The organism is Bacteroides stercorirosoris, assembly GCF_900142015.1.
GTDB lineage: Bacteria > Bacteroidota > Bacteroidia > Bacteroidales > Bacteroidaceae > Bacteroides > Bacteroides stercorirosoris.
Window position 1 is genome coordinate 15,023 of record NZ_FQZN01000005.1, and the last position, 18,816, is coordinate 33,838.

Consider the following 18,816-nt stretch of genomic DNA (forward strand, 5'->3'; position numbering starts at 1 on the left):
ACAAGTGTCCCATTAAATAGAAAAAGCGTCTCAATCGACCATTATATATACTAAAATCTGTTCAGAGTGAGATATCCGTCCTATACAAGTAATTTTTCAAGCGTAATGACACATAATGGCGTAGTTTTAAAGATTCGGACAGGAGGCAAAAATAGAAGCGCATGCGTTTTCAGGATGATTGCAAATCCTAATACACAATTCCGACGAGAGGTGATAAATGAAACGGTACTCTGCCGTTTCATCTACCACCTCCAAAATTGAAAAGCAGCGAACCATCCTTGCTAAGGCATTTAAGCAACTAACTGATTATCAGCAGATAGTATTTACACGCTATTTACCTTATAATGTAAAAGCATTTACCGCAGGATGTAACGACCTTTATCCTTTATTGTAACGGCCTTTACCCCTTATTGTAACGACCTTTACCTCGGCATGTAAATGAAGTGATCATTTGGGGTAAACAGAATTTTCACGAGAGGAAACAACCATGTACTTATAAGGTAAAGAAAGATGTTCACATCGGAAAGGAATGAAGCTACGGGCTACAAGTAGCTGCGCTATATTCCGAAAGGTACTTGTAGCCCATAGCTTGTAACTGATTTGATATGCACTATTTTGTTTTAGTTGGTCTGGGACCAAGGTATGAACGCTGCATACCCCCAAAATCTAATACAACTTTCTGTAGAACGGTGCCCGGATCTCCACACAACACTTTCACAGTATGTTTGCCCGGCTCATTAATATGCAATGTCGTTTTATTTATTCGACAATTCTTCAACACGCTCTCATACCATATTTGCGCATATTCAAAAGAAGAGGTGGAAGGATTCATCACCGGACCATCGTCAATGCAGACTCCATACTTTGTTTCAATATTTGTAGCCTCATGACCTGCATAATCCTTATCGGTGCTCAAAGTAAATGTAGGCAGCACATACGTATATACATCTACAGAACCTTGCCCAAAAGCATAAAAGTCATATTCAACACGCGGCACGGTGCTGTTGCCCGTTCTCTGTACCGGTGCTATGGGATTACCCAGTTGTACTGAAGCATCTTCAAAGCCTAAGTTCGGAATCAGTTTAATCTTAATATCCTCATTTTCAACTTTTCGATGATAATCAGCCGCATTAATGGAAACATATCCATTATGTTCCACGAACAAGGTATCCAGTTCTTGCAAAGAGGGAGAAGATGGATTGAAGACCGAAACATATATTTTATCTTTTCCGGCATTTCCGGCCATCACATCAATCACTCCTGACACGCGTTCTCCTACAGGTACCCGACTCCAGTCAACAGACACCCAAATACGTTCTTCCTGCTTTGTTACACCTTCTTTTCTATTAACAATAATCCAATCGTCAGAAACTTCAAGGTTCCACTCCAACGGGGCAAGGCCTTTATTAAATAAGTCAAAATAATAAGATTGACGGAAATATGTGTTGAAAGCAGGTAAAGTGCGAATACTGCTCTTTCCCCGAAGCACATCCTCTCCCTCAGTCAACACTCCCAAAGACGCAGCTGCAGGCAAACTGACATCCAACAGTTTCGGGAGTTCAAAATAGGAAGCCGCAAAACCCTGGCGTGTCGTCATTACCGGATTCCACTTCCCGTTCAACAGCGAATTGTATCCTTGGGTTATTATTTGCAAACTATCATAACAGGCTTTCGCCTCTTTAGCTATACTATCCGTAGCTGCCCTTCCCTGCAATGCGTACCAGCGGTTTTTCTGTCCGTAAAGCACCATTTTGTTTAAGTATTCACAACCTTTCACCGGATAATACAGGAGTTGATAGAACCCGGCTTTCTCACTTTCCGGCAATTGTTGCAAAATGGAATCCACTTTTGTTCCGATGCGGTCATATTCCGCCAAACGGGTATCTGCCTCACGATAGTTCGTGAACGAGAAATCGGTATCAGTATTTCGCTCCTTGCCATGCTTATTGGTGGACCACTGATATCCCCACCCCATGAGTTCGGGCTTACGGGAAAAGGATTGGTGGTAGAACGTGGTGGTTATATCCCGAAAATCTTCATAATACTCCTGTCCGAACATGTCGGCCAGCCAACGGGCCTGACAGGTAGATATATTATGATAACCGAACGCATTAATATCGTAAGCCATGGACAAAAACAGATTCATTGAGAACTCACAAGACTTTATATCACCTACATTCAAAAGCCATACGCGGTCTGCTGTCGCGTCGTACGCTTTACGGAGTTCCTCATACATCAATGCAGGGGATATGGTACTCATCCATAAGTAGTCATGCGGCTTTCCCAGATATGAAACATGGTAATAGACACCTGCACGACCGGAGCGTTTCTGTTCACGCGGACTGCTCAGGCGTTTCATATAACCGTAATTGTCATCAGGCCAAATAATCGTAACATCATCCGGCAACTCAAGCCCGGCATTGTATACATCCAACACCTCTTTATAAGGAGTAAAGGCTTGCGGGATTTCATTGGCTGGCTTCTTTATCACATCAACCAGCAATTGCCGTTGAGCATTCAACGCATCGCCCAGAAGTTTGACACGCTCCTTCATGTCACTGCTTCCGCCCATAGCCTTATCATGCAGACCACGTAAGGCCAGTGTATACACATTCTCATAAGGAGAATTATCTACGACCCTTTGCCTCAAAACCCTGTCAAGCATTTCTTTGTTATTCACATAGTCCCAGTCTCCCATGGTTTTCTTATCCCACTCACTGGCATTGTTGAACAATAACGGTTCACAGTGCACAGACCCCATCACAATGGCAAAGCTATCTGCTACCAATTTATTTTCAGGAATCTTATTGAAAGCTGTGGAGGCTTCATGCATTGCAGGACAAAGATAGTTCGCTTTCAACCGCAAAAGGAGTTCACAAACTTTGGCATAAGTTTTAGGACCAATATTACCACGCTCTTTCTCGAAATTTGTTTTAGCCCATCGGAGCAATCCCCAATCCTCATCATTTATAAATATGCCACGGTATTTTACTGTGGGTTCTTCGGAAGTCATCTTTTGAACTTTAAGACACAATTCTTTCCGTTTCGCTACGGGAGCATCCGCCCACCAGTACCACGGAGAAACGCCTATCGACTCTGAGATTGAGAATAAGCCATAGGCCGTCCCCCTGCGGTCACTTCCAACCACAACCAATGCTTTCTTTACTCCGGGGAAAGGGTTACGGACTACTTCTATATGGAAGCTCTCCCATTTGTCTTTCAAAGTGCTTACATCCAGTTTCTTTTTGAGAATAAGCTTGTCTATCAACTCATTATGTCCCAATGTACCCACAATTATACAATTCGAAGACATCTCTTCCACAGCCTCGCTAACTGCTATTTCGCGGTCGGTCACCAACCGTACGTCATTACTAAATAGATGAGCCGATTTCTTTATTACTTCAAAATCCCGGATATCGTAATAAAGCTTGGCTGCCTTCCCCGACTTTACCAATTCAAATTCATCAGCTCCACTTCCACCTTTCGTCAATGAAACTTGAGCCCAAACTGTTGATACACCTGACAGACATGCCACCAGGATTAAAATCACTTTTAATTTCGTCATATTCCTTTCAATTTATTCTTGTTGTTTCCGGTCCCATATAGGAACGTTTCAAGCCTCCGAAATCCACAACTATCTTTTGCAGCATCATTCCCGGATGGGCACAATAGATTTTTACGGTGTGCTTTCCCGGCTTATTAATGAAATGGGTAGTCTTATTGATTCTACAATTTCTCAACACACTCTGAATCCACGGAGTACTATAATATGTCGCCCCCGCTTCCGGCAAATATACCGGACTGTTATCTACCATCACTCCATAGCGTGAACCATGCTCATTATCTAACGGGAAGATAGGCATCATATAGGTATAAACATCTACCGGCCCCGTCTGAAAAGAATAGAAATCATACTCCAAAACCGGATATTTATCGCCACGCACCGGAGCTACATAGTTAGAAGTCAGTATCAGCCCATCCAGATAGGGCGTCTTTGCAAATGCATCTCCTAAACGCATCACTTTATTATCAAATCCCAATCCTTCGACCACGTCAAATTTTATATTCGCATCCTCACGCTTCCGGTGAAAACCTGTAGCGTCAATAGAAACATAACCATTATTTTCCACATATAGTCCTTTCAACTCTTCCACCGAAGGAGTTTCCGGATTAAAGACTGATACAAACACTGTCTGCTTTTCACCACTCCCTGAAGAAATATCAATAGATCCTGAAACAGACTCTCCAACAGGAACTTTGCTCCAATCTACAGATACATTGATACGCTCCTCTGAATATGTCGCCCCGCTCTTTTTATTAACCAATATCCATGGGTCAGAAGGAACAGCTTTCCACTTCAATTTTCCCATGCCGCTATTAAATACATCCACATAATAAGATTGGGGTAGATATTTATTAAAGCATGGTATCACATGCACATTGGAGACTCCTTTCATATTGTCCGCAGCTTCACAGGAGACTCCCAAAGTCGGTACCGGACTCAATGAAACGGAATCAGTCCGCGCACGCTCAAAGGAACGCGCTCCACCATGAATCAAGGACATCATTCCCTGCCATTTGCCATTCAACAAGGAGTTATATCGCTTCGTTATAATCTCCAGGCTATCGCCATAGGCTTTCACCCGACTCCGCAGTAAATTAGCCGCAGATCTTTTTTGCGAAGCATATAGCCTATTTTTCTGGGCATTAAGAGTCATTTGGTTAACTAATGCCGCTCCCTTCACATTGTAATATACCAACTGGAAAAATGCGGGTACGGCTTCTTTATCCAATTTATTCAAGATAGCCTCTGCCTTTGCTGATATACGCTCATAAGCTGCCAAACGCTTGTCCGCTTCCCGATAGTTCTGAATGGAAAACTCAGTATCTGTGCTTCGTTCCATATATTCCGGTTTGCGGGCAAATGCCAATTGGAAATAGGTCTGTTGGATATCTGACAAATCTTCTCTATACTCCTCTCCAAACATCCGACAAAGAAAATCTACACTGTGCGTATTTATATTATTGAAATTAAAACGCTCTATATCATAAGCCATATCCATAAACAAAGTGATGTGGTATTCCGCAGGCTTAATATCACCGACATTCACCACCCACAGCCTGTCGGCCGTGGCACGATACGCCTTTTCCAGTTCCTCATACATCAGCGCAGGAGGAGTAGTTGCTATCCATAAATAATGCTTCGGAGGTCCCCAATAAGAAACATGATAATAGACTCCGGAACGACCGGAACGCTTACGTTCTTCTGAGTTACTTAATCTTTTTATATATCCGAAATCATCTTCAGACCATACAATAGTCACGTCATCCGGCAAAACCATTCCGTGATCGTAGGTTTCCAAAACCTCCTTATAAGGGGTAAACGCTTGGGGTATCTGATTGGCCGGTTTCGAAATTTCACTTTCCAAAATATTCCGTTGGTCGTCAAAAGCCTTTTCAAGCACGCGCGCCTGCTCTTCCAACGACAAATTCCCTGCCATCACCGCATCATGAATGCCTCGCATTGCCAATGTATAAACATTCTCGAACTTTCCATTCTCCTGTACGCGTTTGCGCAATACCTTATTAATGCCATCACGGTTCTTTACGTAATTCCACTCGCCCATAGTACTTCTATCCCATTCACTTGCATTGTTAAATAACAGAGGCTCGCAATGTACCGACCCCATCACAATTGCAAAACTGTCCGCAACCAACTTATTCTTAGGATAATGATTGAAGGCTTTTGTGCAAGAGTGCATTGCAGGACACAAGTAATTTGCTTTCAGACGAAGCAACAACTCACAGATCTTAGCATACGTTTTAGGACCTATATCACCGGTTTCCGGTTCAAACACTTTTGAGGCCCAAGGTTTTAATCCCCAATCTTCATCATTAATAAAAATTCCTCTATATTTTACCGAAGGCTCTTTCGACACAATAGTATTTACTTGCAAACGCAGTTCTTTCTTTTTAACCACCGGAGCATCCGCCCACCAATACCACGGAGATACTCCAATGGCTTCTGAAACAGAGAAGAGACCATAAGAAGTTCCTCTACGGTCACATCCTGCTATCACCAACGCTTTTCCGACACCGGCAAACGGATTATTGATTATAGTAATTACATATTGTTCCCAACCATTTTTAATTGAGCTTATATCTAGTTTACCTTGGGCAACCAACTGATTGATATATTTATTTTTCCCTATCATCCCAACAAGTATGACATCCTTGCCGGAAGGCATTTTCTCCTTTAATTCCAACCGTTTCCCTGTAACGCGTTCAACATCTTCTACAAACAGCTTCACTGTTTTCTTTACCGATTCTTCATCCGACCTGTCATAGCATACTACCGATTTTGAGGCTGAAGTGACAACAGGAAAGACATCCTCCCCTTGTTGTTTATCTACTAAAACAAGCTGAGAATAACTACTCACAGTGAAACTGAATAATAACAATAATAATAAACTGATTTTCTTCATCATACTTAATAGTATTAGGGTTTGACTTATTCTCAGAAAGCATATAATACTATAAAAGGAATATGTTTTCATAGCATTAACTTAACTCTGAGACTCCATTAAATGGATGTGGCAAATTTAGGTCCTCTGCCTATTCAGTCATAAAAGAAATATCCCAATAAATAAAAGAAACGTCTCAAACTCTCAAAAACCACATTCATCGCATGAGAATATAATATTCGCCCATTTTTATTGAATAACCACAAGAGGAATTCCTAAGATAAAAGCAATTTTTTTCAACTCCTTTACTTTATGTCCTACGCCGATAGCACAATGGTGTGAAGGTCCTGCCTTACTCCACTGCTCCATAAAATGACGAGCTCCACAAGGAAAACGGTAACGACTATTAGTATTGCCAATGTGTAATGTTTCTCCCGGAACAGCTTCTCCTTCAGTTGCCAGTAAGAAAAATCCATCCACTCCTTCACAGACAGATAAAAGAGTTACTTTTCCTTGTTTCACACTCATCTGTATAGATAAGCCCTTTCCCGGTTTCCCATGATACAACGGAAGCGGAACCAACTTGACCTGACCTTCGGCAATAGCGAAATGAGCCGGACCATCATGTCCTAACAATATGACATCATCGTCAAAATCCATAGCATAGAATTCCGAAAAGGAACCTCCCGAACCTAACAACGATAATATTTTCATCGCTTGTGCATTTTTCACCTCGCACTCACCGGCAACGGGTATACCGTATCCAGTTAAAAGCGTATTGCCTGCTATAACCGAAGTCACAATATTCTCATAATCGTTCCCTTGAAATCCTTCATAATAATACGCCATCGCAGTCAATCGATGGGATTTTACCAGTTTATCCAACGCAACAGAAGTCTTAGCCGCCCTCGTCAGTTCGATAGATTCACACAATGAAGACACTTCAAACTTTTCATGAAACTCTTTTAATTTCTCATTCATTTCCATGTCAGTCACTTCGTCTCTCAAAGCCTTCAACTCACACATTTCCAACATTTCTATATGAGTGCCGAAAGTTGCGCTCAAACGCGTCACATCCGTATAAACGTCAAGCATTCCACAATAATAGTGGCCTAAAATGCCCAGTCTGTTATTACGCAATCCATAAACTACGCGAGACGCAGCAACCCAAGAGGTCACTTCCTCCCAAACCGATTCATCAGACAGATAGCCGGTGACAATGTCATACTTAATGCCAGCTCGGTTGAACACACTCGCAAATTCCGGAACAGAACATGCCTGACAATGCGCCAACCACTCACCGGTCATCTTCCCTCTGTCAGACATTGAATTTACAAAAGCATAATCAATAGCCGAAGTCGGCTGCACATTCAGCATCACAATAGGTTTGCCAACTACCTGTGCTACCGGCAATATTGTGGAAGACAGAGCATAAGTAGAAATAAACAAAAATACGACCTCGACATCCGCCTGTTTCAAAAACATTGCGCTCTGTCTTGCCTTCTCCGGTGTATCCACCATTCCTACATTTATAACTTCGGCATCCATTGCACCTATTTGGGAGGATATGCTGTCCTGATAACTCAACAAACGGGCAAGAAGCCCATCAAATTGCTTCCAATATGTATCCAGACCTACTCCTAAAAGACCAACTTTTACTTTCTCTCGTGTCATGATTCTTCTTTTTTATAATTAATTCATAAGTTTATCCCACAAAATCTTTCGGCAAAACACCGAATTGTTTCAAAAAGCACTTAGCAAAATAAGATGGCGAATTAAACCCAACGCGGTAGCAAACCTCATTAATACGGTTCTCACCTTCCTTAAGCAATTGAGCAGCCTGTTTCAGACGCTCCAACCGCAAATATTCATTCGGACTCAAATCCAGAATTCCCTTTATTTTCCGGTAGAAACTGGAACGGCTCATGTTTAGGATATCCGCGATATCATCCATGCCAAAATCCGGATTATGCAGATTGGCGAGAATTATCTCATTCAAGTGCTTGATAAACTCTTCATCCGCTTTCGTTAAAGCCATTGTATTAACCGCAACGAATGGAGACTTTGCAAATGTTTGACGCAATTTTTCCCGATTGGCTATCAGGCTGGAAATGCATGCATACAGGTATTCTACCGAAAAAGGCTTCTCTATATAGGCATCCGCACCCAGTTCCAGACCTTCGATTTTCGACTGGATATTCGTCTTCGCAGTAAGCAAAATAACCGGAATATGGCTATAATCAAGTTTTGACTTTATCGTCTTGCAAAGTTCGAAGCCATCCATTACCGGCATCAGTACATCACTTACTACCAGATTTACATAATTGTCATCCAAAGTCCGCAAGGCTTCTTCTCCGTTGGAGGCAGTCAAAACGGAATAATACCCTGATAACTGGCGAGTAATAAATGCCTGCATATCCGAGTTATCTTCTACTACTAAAATAGTAGCCTGATTACTCTTATTATTATCCAATACCCCTCTCTGTTGCTCCACGACTTTATCCGCATTGACCGACATTGTTTCATGCGCCAATGTAATTGCAGAATCTTGTATCATAGGTAAAGTTAAACAGAAACTATTCGTCAGTTCTCCCTTATCCATTTGCAAGGTACCTTGATGGAATTCAGCCAAAGAACGGGAAAGAGCAAGTCCGATTCCTGTGCCTGTAGCCACTTGCCGCTCTCCCTCTTCAGTAAAGCGTACAAAAGGCTGGAATATTTTTTCTTTCATAGCATCCGGAATAATTGCCCCGTCATTTACCGTACGAATCCGGAATACGTTCTTCTCAGCTCGCTGATCTACTTCGAGGGAAATTTGTACATAAGACTCAGAATACTTCACTGCATTATTCAACAAATTACTTATTATCTTCGTAAGGGCTTCTTTATTGACATGAGCCAACAAATCTCCTTCCGGCAATTGCAATTTGAAATCCAGCCCTTTCTGCTTTGCCAAAGAAGTAAAACGTAAATAGGTTTCGCGTAAAAGTTCTGTAATGTTACATTCGGCAAAATTCAAACGGAATCCCTGTGTTTCCGTCTTACGGAAGTCAAGTAGCTGATTTGTCAAGTTTAACAAACGTTCGGTATTCTGCTTCATAATGTTCAAGTCTTCCCTCGTTTCAGTATCGACTTGTTTTTTCAGAATAATATTTTCCAAAGGTCCCTTTATCAGAGTCAGCGGTGTACGTATTTCATGTGCCACATTAGTAAAGAAATCTATTTTTGCATTATAAACTTCACGTTCCTTTTTCTGTTCGAACTTCTCCATCTGTCGACGATGTTTACGATTGTTGCGGCGCTTAAAATAAAGAATAGCATAGACAGAGCAGCCTATAGCCAGCAATGCATACGCAAGATAAGCCCATATTGTGAGGTAAAAGGGGGGAAGAATATGAACTTCTACAGCAGCCTCTTCTTTATTCCAAAGTCCATTTCCATTAGAAGCTCTAACCCGAAATGTGTAGTCTCCATAAGTCAGGTTAGCATAAGTAGCCACCGGACTTTCACCTACGGGCAACCATTCTTTGTCAAAACCTTCTAACTTATACATAATTTTATTCATCCTCGGAGCTTGATAACTCAATGCAGCAACTCTGAAAGAAAAAGAATTCTGATTATGCTTCAACACTATTTTATCAGTAAAAGTGATGTTTTTGGTCAGCGGAGAATTTTGTTCGCCTGCCAATACTTCTTTTCCAAATAGAGAAAAATCAGTAATTACTGCCGGAGATAAGTATTTATTTTCTGTAAATGTAGTTGGTTTGAACGACACAAAACCTTCGATTCCTCCAAGATAAATCGTTCCAGACTCATCTTTATAACTGGACTGATAATTGAATTGGTCACAAAGTAACCCGTTAGCTGTAGTAAAAACTTTCATGTGTTCTGTAGTAGGGTCGAAGCAGACCAATCCAGCATTTGTAGTCAACCAGATCAATCCGGAATTATCTTCCACCATTTGGTAAACGACATCATTAGGTAACCCCTTGCGAGAATTGTAGCCAACAAAACTCTCGTCTTCACGATTAAATCGACAAAAACCACCCCCTTGAGTAGTCAGCCAAATTTGTCGGCGAGAATCTTCAAAAATGCTCGATACCTTATTATAAGACAAACTCTTTTTGTTTCCTTCATCGTGCAGATAGTTTTTCCATTTCTTCTGATTGACATCATAGCAGAACGCACCGTTTGCATAAGTAGCCAACCAAAGATTTCCGTAAGAGTCTTCCTTTACATCATATACAAAACAACCGTTCAATTCAGCGATTTGGTCAAAATCATCTGTTTGCAAATTATAATGTAATAATCCAAACATTGTGCCCAAATAAATTTCTCCTGCTGCCGTCCTGCAAATAGAAAAGACACTATTATCTATCAACGACCCCGAGCTACTGTCTTTCATATAGGTTTTCAGCACTCTACCTGTATGAGTATCTACGATATGTAAACCTTTCGAAAAGGTTCCTACCCACAACTTATCATCCACCAAACATAACCCGTGAATATTGGTAAACTCGGTACTAGGAGCAAAAAAATGAAACTCTTTAGTACGAGGATCAAAACGGTTTAATCCGCCATCTTCTGTCCCTATCCAAAGAATACCTTTGGTATCCATACAAAATTCACGTACCCGTTTCCCATGCATACCATTTTTATCATTTACGGGATAATATTTTTCAAAGTAAGTATAAGAACGAGGGTAATAATTTATCCCTCCAAAGTACGACCCAATCCAGACCCCACCTTCTTTATCTTTACACAAAGAATAAATGGCATTATCCGATAAAGAGTAAGGATCATAAGATGAACTACATAGATGAGTGTATTTATCAGTACGAAGATTATAAATATAAATACCGGATTCAGTGCCTAACCATAATTCATTATCCGACATCAACATCAAATTCCTACAATAAATAGCCTCTCCATTCTCATCTTCCGATAAAAGATTGCGCATCTTGCCGGAAGTCAGATTCAATTCTTTCAAACCTTCTTTAGCAGAACCTATATACAAACAGTTATAAGGTCCTGAAACGATATCAGAGACAACGTCATTTACATACTCAGAACCATCTTCCTGACCGCAATAAGGCAAAAGAGTCTTCAAATCATCTTTTGAATAAAACAACCCATCGCCATAGAAACCTATCCATAAGACACCACTATTATCAAACGTGAAGCTCTTTATATTTGTAGTTATATGAGGATAATCGCTTAATGGAAAATTAGATAAAGAATGGGTGTCCAAATTATAACAAAACATACCTTGCGCCTCAACCGCTATCCAAATCTGCCCGTCAGCATCACTTGAAATCATAGATATGGCTCTATCAATCCCTATATTTGTAGAAGTTTGTTCTACAAAGTGTTCAAAGACATCTCTATCCGGATAATAAATATAAAGCCCCACATCCGTACCAACCCAAATATTTCCTTTCTTGTCCTCATAAAGAGCTGTCACAAAATTATTACCGATACTTTTATTATTAAGTTCATCATACTTAAACTTGCGGAAAGAAAAACCATCATAGCGATTCAGACCATCTTTAGTACCGAACCACATAAAGCCTTTCCTATCTTGCAAAATAGAAGTAACAGAGTTTTGAGACAGCCCATTCTGAATATTAAGACTTCTAAAATAGTAATGCCCTTCGGCAGCTTGTAGGAAGTAAAATACACTTTCCAACAGACAGAACAAAAAAATAAATGCGTTTCTCATAAAAATAATTTTTCAATAAGCAGATAAACACACCTCAAAAATAGACAAAATCCAAACCCAACAATGAAAAATTCATCTCAATGAATAAAAATATCATCTCATTCTGTTTTAACAAGAAAATAATTATAATATAGGTAGCACCTCAATAATGCTACCTAAATCTGGAAGATTATTTTTTCAATGAATTGCAAATACGCGCATTTATCTCTTTGACACGCTTTTCATCCAGTTTTATCACCTTGCGGTCATAAGTTATCAGACCGTTCACTTCCACCTCTACGTCAGTGGTCTGTGTATAAACGGCTGCTGAAAATCCTCTGTCTATCATCTGATACAGCATATCCGCATACTTCACATATTCATCCGTAGCCTCTTTGGAAGAATTAAACTGAACATATCCCCAGTTACGGTTCGGTTCCCAAAGATGGTCTTTCAAAACGAGGCCGATGCCACCGTACTCACCCAAGACCGTCGCACGCTGCGCATCATACAGATACATCTCCGGCGCAGGATAATTATGAAGATCAAGCATATCTCCACAAGTGTAATGATTACCGCCGCTTGCCGGATTCACAAAACGGGTAGGATCATATTGTTTCGTCCATTCAGCTATCTCAACAGTCTTGAATTGTCCCCATGCCTCATTGAACGGCACCCAAGTGCCAATGCAGGGATAAGAATAAAGACAATCCATAATTTCTTTCCACTCTTTCCGATAATAATTCTCGGATTCCGCAGAACGTTTCATCTCAGTACCATCAAAATATTTGCGGTTCTGCCATTGCGGGCTACGGTCTCCACTCGGCATATCCTGCCATACAATGATTCCAAGCTGGTCGCAATACGTATACCAACGGGCAGGTTCCACCTTGATATGTTTACGAATCATGTTGAAACCAAAATCTTTCGTTTTCTGGATGTCATACAGCAATGCCTCATCCGTAGGAGCTGTATATAAGCCATCAGGCCACCATCCTTGGTCAAGAGGGCCAAACTGGAATAAAGCCTCATTGTTCAGTTCCAAACGTACAATACCATTGGCATCCCGACGGGTAGAATATTTACGCATGGCGGCATAACTATCCACTTTATCTACCACCTTTCCATCACTCTTCAAAGTCACCTTCAACGTATAAAGAAAGGGCGAATCAGGACTCCACAACTTAACAACCTCAGGCATGGCTACTTCTACAGCCTCTCCATTGATACTTTTACCCGTAGCCACCAGTTGCTTACCATCGTAAACATTCACCTCTACAAAATCAGACGCACAGTTTGCATTCAGTTCAGCCTTTACAGTCAGCTGGTTACGGTCAATATCGGGAGTGATACGAAGATTCTCAATATGTTTTCCGGCAACAGGTTCCAACCATACAGTTTGCCAGATTCCGGTTACAGGAGTATACCAAATGCCTGCCGGTTTGTTGACCTGTTTACCACGTGGTTGAGGTCCTTTGTCCGTAGGATCCCAGACTTTCACTACCAGGCTATTATTTCCTTTAGCGGTCAAAGCAGGGGTTATATCGAAAGAGAACGGGGTAAATCCTCCAGTATGGCTTCCAACCTTCACATCATTCACCCATACATCTGTTTTCCAATCGACAGCACCAAAATGCAACAAAATCCGCTTGCCTTTCCAACTTGATGGTATTTCAAAACTCCGTTGATAAATCACTTCCTGATTCTCTGTCACTCTCTTTGCTACTCCGGACAAGGAGGATTCCACTGCAAACGGAACAAGAATTTTACCCTCAAAATCAGTTGGAATGCTTCCACCTTTATCAATAATGGCATAATCCCACAAACCATTCAGGTTCTTCCAATCATTACGTTGCATGATGGGTCTTGGGTATTCCGGTAATACTTCGGATGGATTAATCTGTTCGGCCCAATTTGTCTTTATCCTATCACCGGCAGGTTTCCATTGAGCCAGACTCTCTAAAACAAAAAACGTTACTAATAATAATGAGATGAATAATCTTTTCATGGTATCTAACTATTTAAATGTTCGAAAGCAAAGCTAACCATAAATTCATTTTTCAAATAACGTAATTGACTCAATAAATGCAATTATCTTTTCATTTTAACGTGTTAATCAGAAAGAGGGGGAACTTTTTCATCGCAAATACACGGGATAGCCGCATTTTCCTCCACATTCCGCAAGGAGAATAAGTTCAATGTAGGGATTGATTGCGTCAATCTCCTATATTTTTTAAGTCTACTACCTATGTTTCTTATATTCGGAAAGCACAGGGCAGACGCATTTTAATGCGCCTACCCTGTGAGTGCAAAGATAAAGGAAAGCCTATGTAAAGGCAAAGAAAGTGCGATGTGTAGGTACACAAACGGTGACCATCTTCATATCCGATGGCCACCGTTGCGAAAGATTGCACAATTTAATTGTCTAAAGGAAAATTGCACATGAAAAAGAGGAAAGATGCTCTCTATAAAGAACAGATAGAAAGAACATTTGCTTATACGATTTCTACCGTATAAGATTCTCCCGGATTAGTTAAGTTTATTGTAAGAGTGGTACCGGTAAAAATGCCGGAATAGACGATTTCACCGGATTCGGTGTCTTTAACTATTAAATATTCATCTTCAACAGGTACCCGAAAACAAATGAAAAGTTGATTGTCCTCAATATAACCGGGGACTACGGGCAATATAGAGCGAGTGTTTGTTTCTCCCTTCAATAAATGAATATTGGCTGGCTTCCTGATTTTTTTCTTCTCAGTGGGAATAGATAAGATTTCAGTAACTATGGCTGATGCGTTTAAAGACAGTATAGTCGGTTGCAGTAAGAACAGACTTCCTAACAAAACAAATGATAATGCTTTCATGTATCTCGCGCATTTTAAAGGATTAATAATACGCCAAAGTTAGCCACATAATAGCAAGGAGAAGAATAAAAGCGATAACATTCGCTATTTACAAAAGACTGTAAATCAATATATTAAAATACACAACAATAACATTTTCATCTATAAATCACTGGGCCTCAGACTTTTGTTTTATTCGATGCCTTCTTTGGGCGACAATTTGCTTATTTACATTGCCAAAGCAAAAAGCGATGGTGAAATCATCCCAGCCACAAAGCGAAAGACACAGGAATATATAGTCGTTCTCGGTATATTTCGGATAGGTTTCACGCAAGTAAGCTATATAATCTTTATATATGTCCATAATGGTCAACCGAAGTTGTCTTTGTTCGTCTTCCAGCAAAATACGCAAATCCTGCTTCTTCTTCGTTTTTTCCTGGCGGCTCAGTTGCTCTACTTTCCTGTAAATAGGCGTTTTTTTGAAGATCATATTGCATAATTCCGCCTTTTCATCGGCCAATTTCCTTATTTCACGTTCTTTTTCCGATATCTTTGCTTTGTCTTGTTCCTGCTTCATACGTAATGAAGCTATATAATATTGAAGTCCTGCAATATCAGCTTTTAATGAAGCTACATCACGCTCATACTCTAATTGCAGGATTTTCTTACGGCGCCTTACCCGCTGAACATACCAAACGGCGAAGACAATCACGAGCAAACAGAAAATAATAAGAAAAAGATGTCTTCTTTCCATCTCTACTTTGTCCTTATAGAGCTTCATTTCCGCCTCATGCTCATAGATTTTCCGTTCTGTTTCAGAACTTTGTTTATGGAAATAGATAGAATCCATCGCAACCGAGTAATCTTCCAAGTATTCCAGTGCTTGCCGAAGTTCTCCTTCCATATCCATCACATCTTTCAAGCCATACAGGGCCAAAGCTCTTGTTTCAATCAGTGTATCACGCAAAGCCTGCCTGAAATAGTACTCCGCAGAATCGGGATGTTCTTGATTCAGGTATGCATACCCTATCATAATAGCGGATTTTGAGGCCAAACTTTTACTGAAAGCTAAAGACTGTTTTCCATAAAAGAGTATGGAATCCATATCTTCGTAGGAACAGCTCAGATTATGATAGATTGTCGCAATAATTGCGGAATCATTCTGTTCGAGAGCAAATTCCAGTCCCTTTTTCATGTGTTCGCGGGCAAGCGGAGCATTACCCTGCAACAAGTAATTCCAACCTGCATCATTAGCCACAGAAGCCAATCCCGCCTTGTATGCACACCGGGCAAAGCAATCCTCAGCTTTTTGAAACATTTCGGTCGACTTTGCAGTCAGCACCTGATCGGAGTACAGATTGCCCAAATCCTCATAAATCATCCCTTTTATCCGCAACTCTTCTTTGTCTGTTTCTCCAAGTTCCTTCAACGCCGCAAAGTAATTCTCCATAGCCTCTTTATGCATATTCATCCGGGATTGCAGACGCCCTTTATACATCAGAGCTTTCGCACGCTTCAGACCTCCGTTATAGTAACGGATAGCCTCGTTCAGCAATGAGTCACAGGGTAAAAGAGAAAGATACTTTTTATCTGTCGCCTCGGCTAAAAGCAATCCGTAATGCATCTGTTCTGACTTAGAAAGAGTTTCGGAAGAGACGGATCGGAGAATCCGGTAGCTGCTGTCGGGAGAAGAAGCCATTAAAGCTTCCGCACGAAGCAGTTGACCGTCTTCTACTTTTTTCTCATTGCAGGAGACAAAAATCAGAATGCCCCAAAAGCCATATAGTAGATTATTCAGCCGGTTAAACATAAAATAATTCATAATTAAGCGACAAAGGAAACAAAAAGGAAAAGATATAGCAACAAATAAGTTCAGAAAGTTCAGACTTATCTATGATGAAACACATTGAATCAGACTACTTCGGCTTCATCTGTTTGCTCCGTCACTTGCAGAAGCACAACACTTATGTTATCTCTGCCACCTGCCGCTTTTGCCGCTTCTATCAGATGGACGGCGGTAGGGGTATATTGAAGGAGCTCTTCTATCTGATCATCTGTAAGCATATCGCTTAACCCGTCAGAACAAAGCAGGAAGAGATCTTCGTCCAATAATTGTCCCGTCAGCTCGATGAAATCGGCAAAAGCGGACGTTCCGGCACCCAAAGAGTTATATATCATATTGGAGGGAGCAGACTCATCTCCTGTCAGTTCGCGCATGGAATGGTCTGCAGACAGTTGTTTTAAGATGCCGCTGCGATAACGATACAGGCGGCTGTCCCCGATATTCATCATATAAACCCTGCCTTCATAGCTGAACATACCGATAAAAGTAGTCCCCATACCCTCGTATTGCGGCAATTCAAGACCTTTGTTGACTATCAAGGCATGGGTTTCATCTACCCAGTTTTTTATTTCACGAGAAAGCGTTTCATGAGAAAGCCCGGAAGGGAGGTCGGTAATAAACCGATCGAAGGCCTGGGTAGCCAGTTCACTGGCAAATTCCCCCCCCTCATGTCCGCCCATACCATCCGCCACAAAAGTGGTGAAACGGGCCTGGGGAGCAAGTTCAAACTTCTGTTCGTACCTTTCGTCACGATAAAGCCCGCCGTTGAAGAGTATCATGTCTTCGTTGTTGGTACGCAGGCAACCCATGTCACAGGCAAGCTGGCATTTCAATAATAACATAAGGCTATTAGTTGTTAAATTTATTACTATCTTATGCGAATCAGTAGTTGAATTGGTGCATTATTATTAGGTTATGAATGAAACAGATGATTATTGCGCAGCTCAAGGCTGAAAGCCTTTCATCTTACAGCCCAGGGCGTTGCTCTGGGCTGTAAGTAATGTTTATCCCCGCGCCCTGTAAGGGCATAACAGCACACATCAGCTTTTGCCCTTACAGGGCGTAAGATTGTGGGGAACGATTCATTCCCAGGGCGTTGCCCTGGGCTGTAAGATGAAAGCCTTTCAGGCTTAGGCTGCGTTAAATTATCATTTGATTCCCTTTTTATCAGTTATGAACAATAAATTCAACTACTAATTCGCATTATTTACTATTAAAGCATTCTTATTTCATCCTATATTGCGTTATTCGACTTTGAAATCAAGATTTGCGATACGAACGATATCACCGACACCGAACGTAGCCGGAATATTAGGTGAAAGGCGATTCCCATTGATAAATGTCCCGTTGGTAGAATTCAAATCAGTGATTTCCCATTGGTTAGAGACATTCTTTTGCAACCGGGCATGAGTTCCCGACACATAGCCCTGAGAAGCAAAAGCTGATACGTAATCACCATGACGACGCCCGATAACTGCACCGTCACCTAACCCTAAACGTATCCCCGCAGCCGAACAAACCAGACGAACCGGCAACGGAGCCACAGGCGCTCCCGGACGCATGGTCTTTTCAGGTTCGGGAACCGGAGGTGTACTTGTAGATTTGGGGGTCGGAGGGGTCTTTTCCGCTTCAGGCATCGAAGATGCCACAATCTGTCTCAGAGGGTTCTGCACAGCAGGGTTGTATGACTCAGCAGGCTCAGGAGATGAAGGTTTTGCCGAAGAAACCGGGTGCACCGCGCCCTCTCCTGCCGCCTCTTTTGCAGAGACCAGCGGCTGGCCACATTGCGTGCACCTCTTTCCTTTACCAAACACATGACATTTTGGGCATATATACAGTTCAACGCCGCATTGGTCGCAATAGTAACTATCGCTTTCTATCTCTATCCTGCACTTGGGACAGTTGACTAATGTACTCATTTCTTTAATGATTAATATTAATGATTAACGGTCAATGATTAACACC

General features: G+C 41.3%; 10 protein-coding genes. 1 reads left to right on the forward strand and 9 read right to left on the reverse strand.

Annotation, left to right across the window (positions count from 1 at the left end; genetic code table 11):
• The first annotated feature begins 217 nt into the window (after positions 1–217).
• Positions 218–394 carry a hypothetical protein gene (locus BUC01_RS25410; protein WP_159106530.1) on the forward strand — a complete coding sequence of 59 codons (177 nt, stop codon included), beginning with the start codon at positions 218–220 and terminating at the stop codon, positions 392–394.
• Positions 395–610: 216 nt separating this feature from the next.
• Here BUC01_RS25410 and BUC01_RS05170 read toward each other — a convergent pair whose 3' ends face one another.
• From BUC01_RS05170 to BUC01_RS05210, 9 genes are all read right to left on the reverse strand, one after another.
• Complete coding sequence (locus BUC01_RS05170) at positions 611–3,565, reverse strand: glycosyl hydrolase 115 family protein (protein WP_025834494.1); 2,955 nt, start codon at positions 3,563–3,565, stop codon at positions 611–613.
• 7 nt (positions 3,566–3,572) lie between these two features.
• A complete protein-coding gene (locus BUC01_RS05175) occupies positions 3,573–6,485 on the reverse strand; it encodes a glycosyl hydrolase 115 family protein (RefSeq protein WP_073313034.1) in 2,913 nt (970 codons plus the stop codon).
• A gap of 228 nt (positions 6,486–6,713) precedes the next feature.
• A complete protein-coding gene (locus tag BUC01_RS05180; protein ID WP_025834493.1) occupies positions 6,714–8,138 on the reverse strand; it encodes an L-fucose/L-arabinose isomerase family protein in 1,425 nt (474 codons plus the stop codon).
• A gap of 31 nt (positions 8,139–8,169) precedes the next feature.
• Positions 8,170–12,186 carry a hybrid sensor histidine kinase/response regulator transcription factor gene (locus BUC01_RS05185; RefSeq protein ID WP_073312931.1) on the reverse strand — a complete coding sequence of 1,339 codons (4,017 nt, stop codon included), beginning with the start codon at positions 12,184–12,186 and terminating at the stop codon, positions 8,170–8,172.
• Positions 12,187–12,355: 169 nt separating this feature from the next.
• On the reverse strand, positions 12,356–14,173 hold the full coding sequence (locus BUC01_RS05190) for a glycoside hydrolase family 2 protein (RefSeq protein ID WP_073312933.1): 1,818 nt from the start codon (positions 14,171–14,173) through the stop codon (positions 12,356–12,358).
• Positions 14,174–14,660: 487 nt separating this feature from the next.
• Entirely contained in the window at positions 14,661–15,029 is a 369-nt protein-coding gene (locus BUC01_RS05195; RefSeq protein ID WP_025834491.1) for a DUF3244 domain-containing protein, read from the reverse strand.
• A gap of 148 nt (positions 15,030–15,177) precedes the next feature.
• Entirely contained in the window at positions 15,178–16,830 is a 1,653-nt protein-coding gene (locus BUC01_RS05200; RefSeq protein ID WP_244895732.1) for a hypothetical protein, read from the reverse strand.
• Between the two features lie 89 nt (positions 16,831–16,919).
• Entirely contained in the window at positions 16,920–17,693 is a 774-nt protein-coding gene (locus BUC01_RS05205) for a PP2C family protein-serine/threonine phosphatase (RefSeq protein ID WP_025834487.1), read from the reverse strand.
• Positions 17,694–18,095: 402 nt separating this feature from the next.
• Positions 18,096–18,770, reverse strand: a complete 675-nt coding sequence (locus BUC01_RS05210) for a double zinc ribbon and FHA domain-containing protein (RefSeq protein ID WP_083595439.1) — start codon at positions 18,768–18,770, stop codon at positions 18,096–18,098.
• Positions 18,771–18,816: the final 46 nt, after the last annotated feature.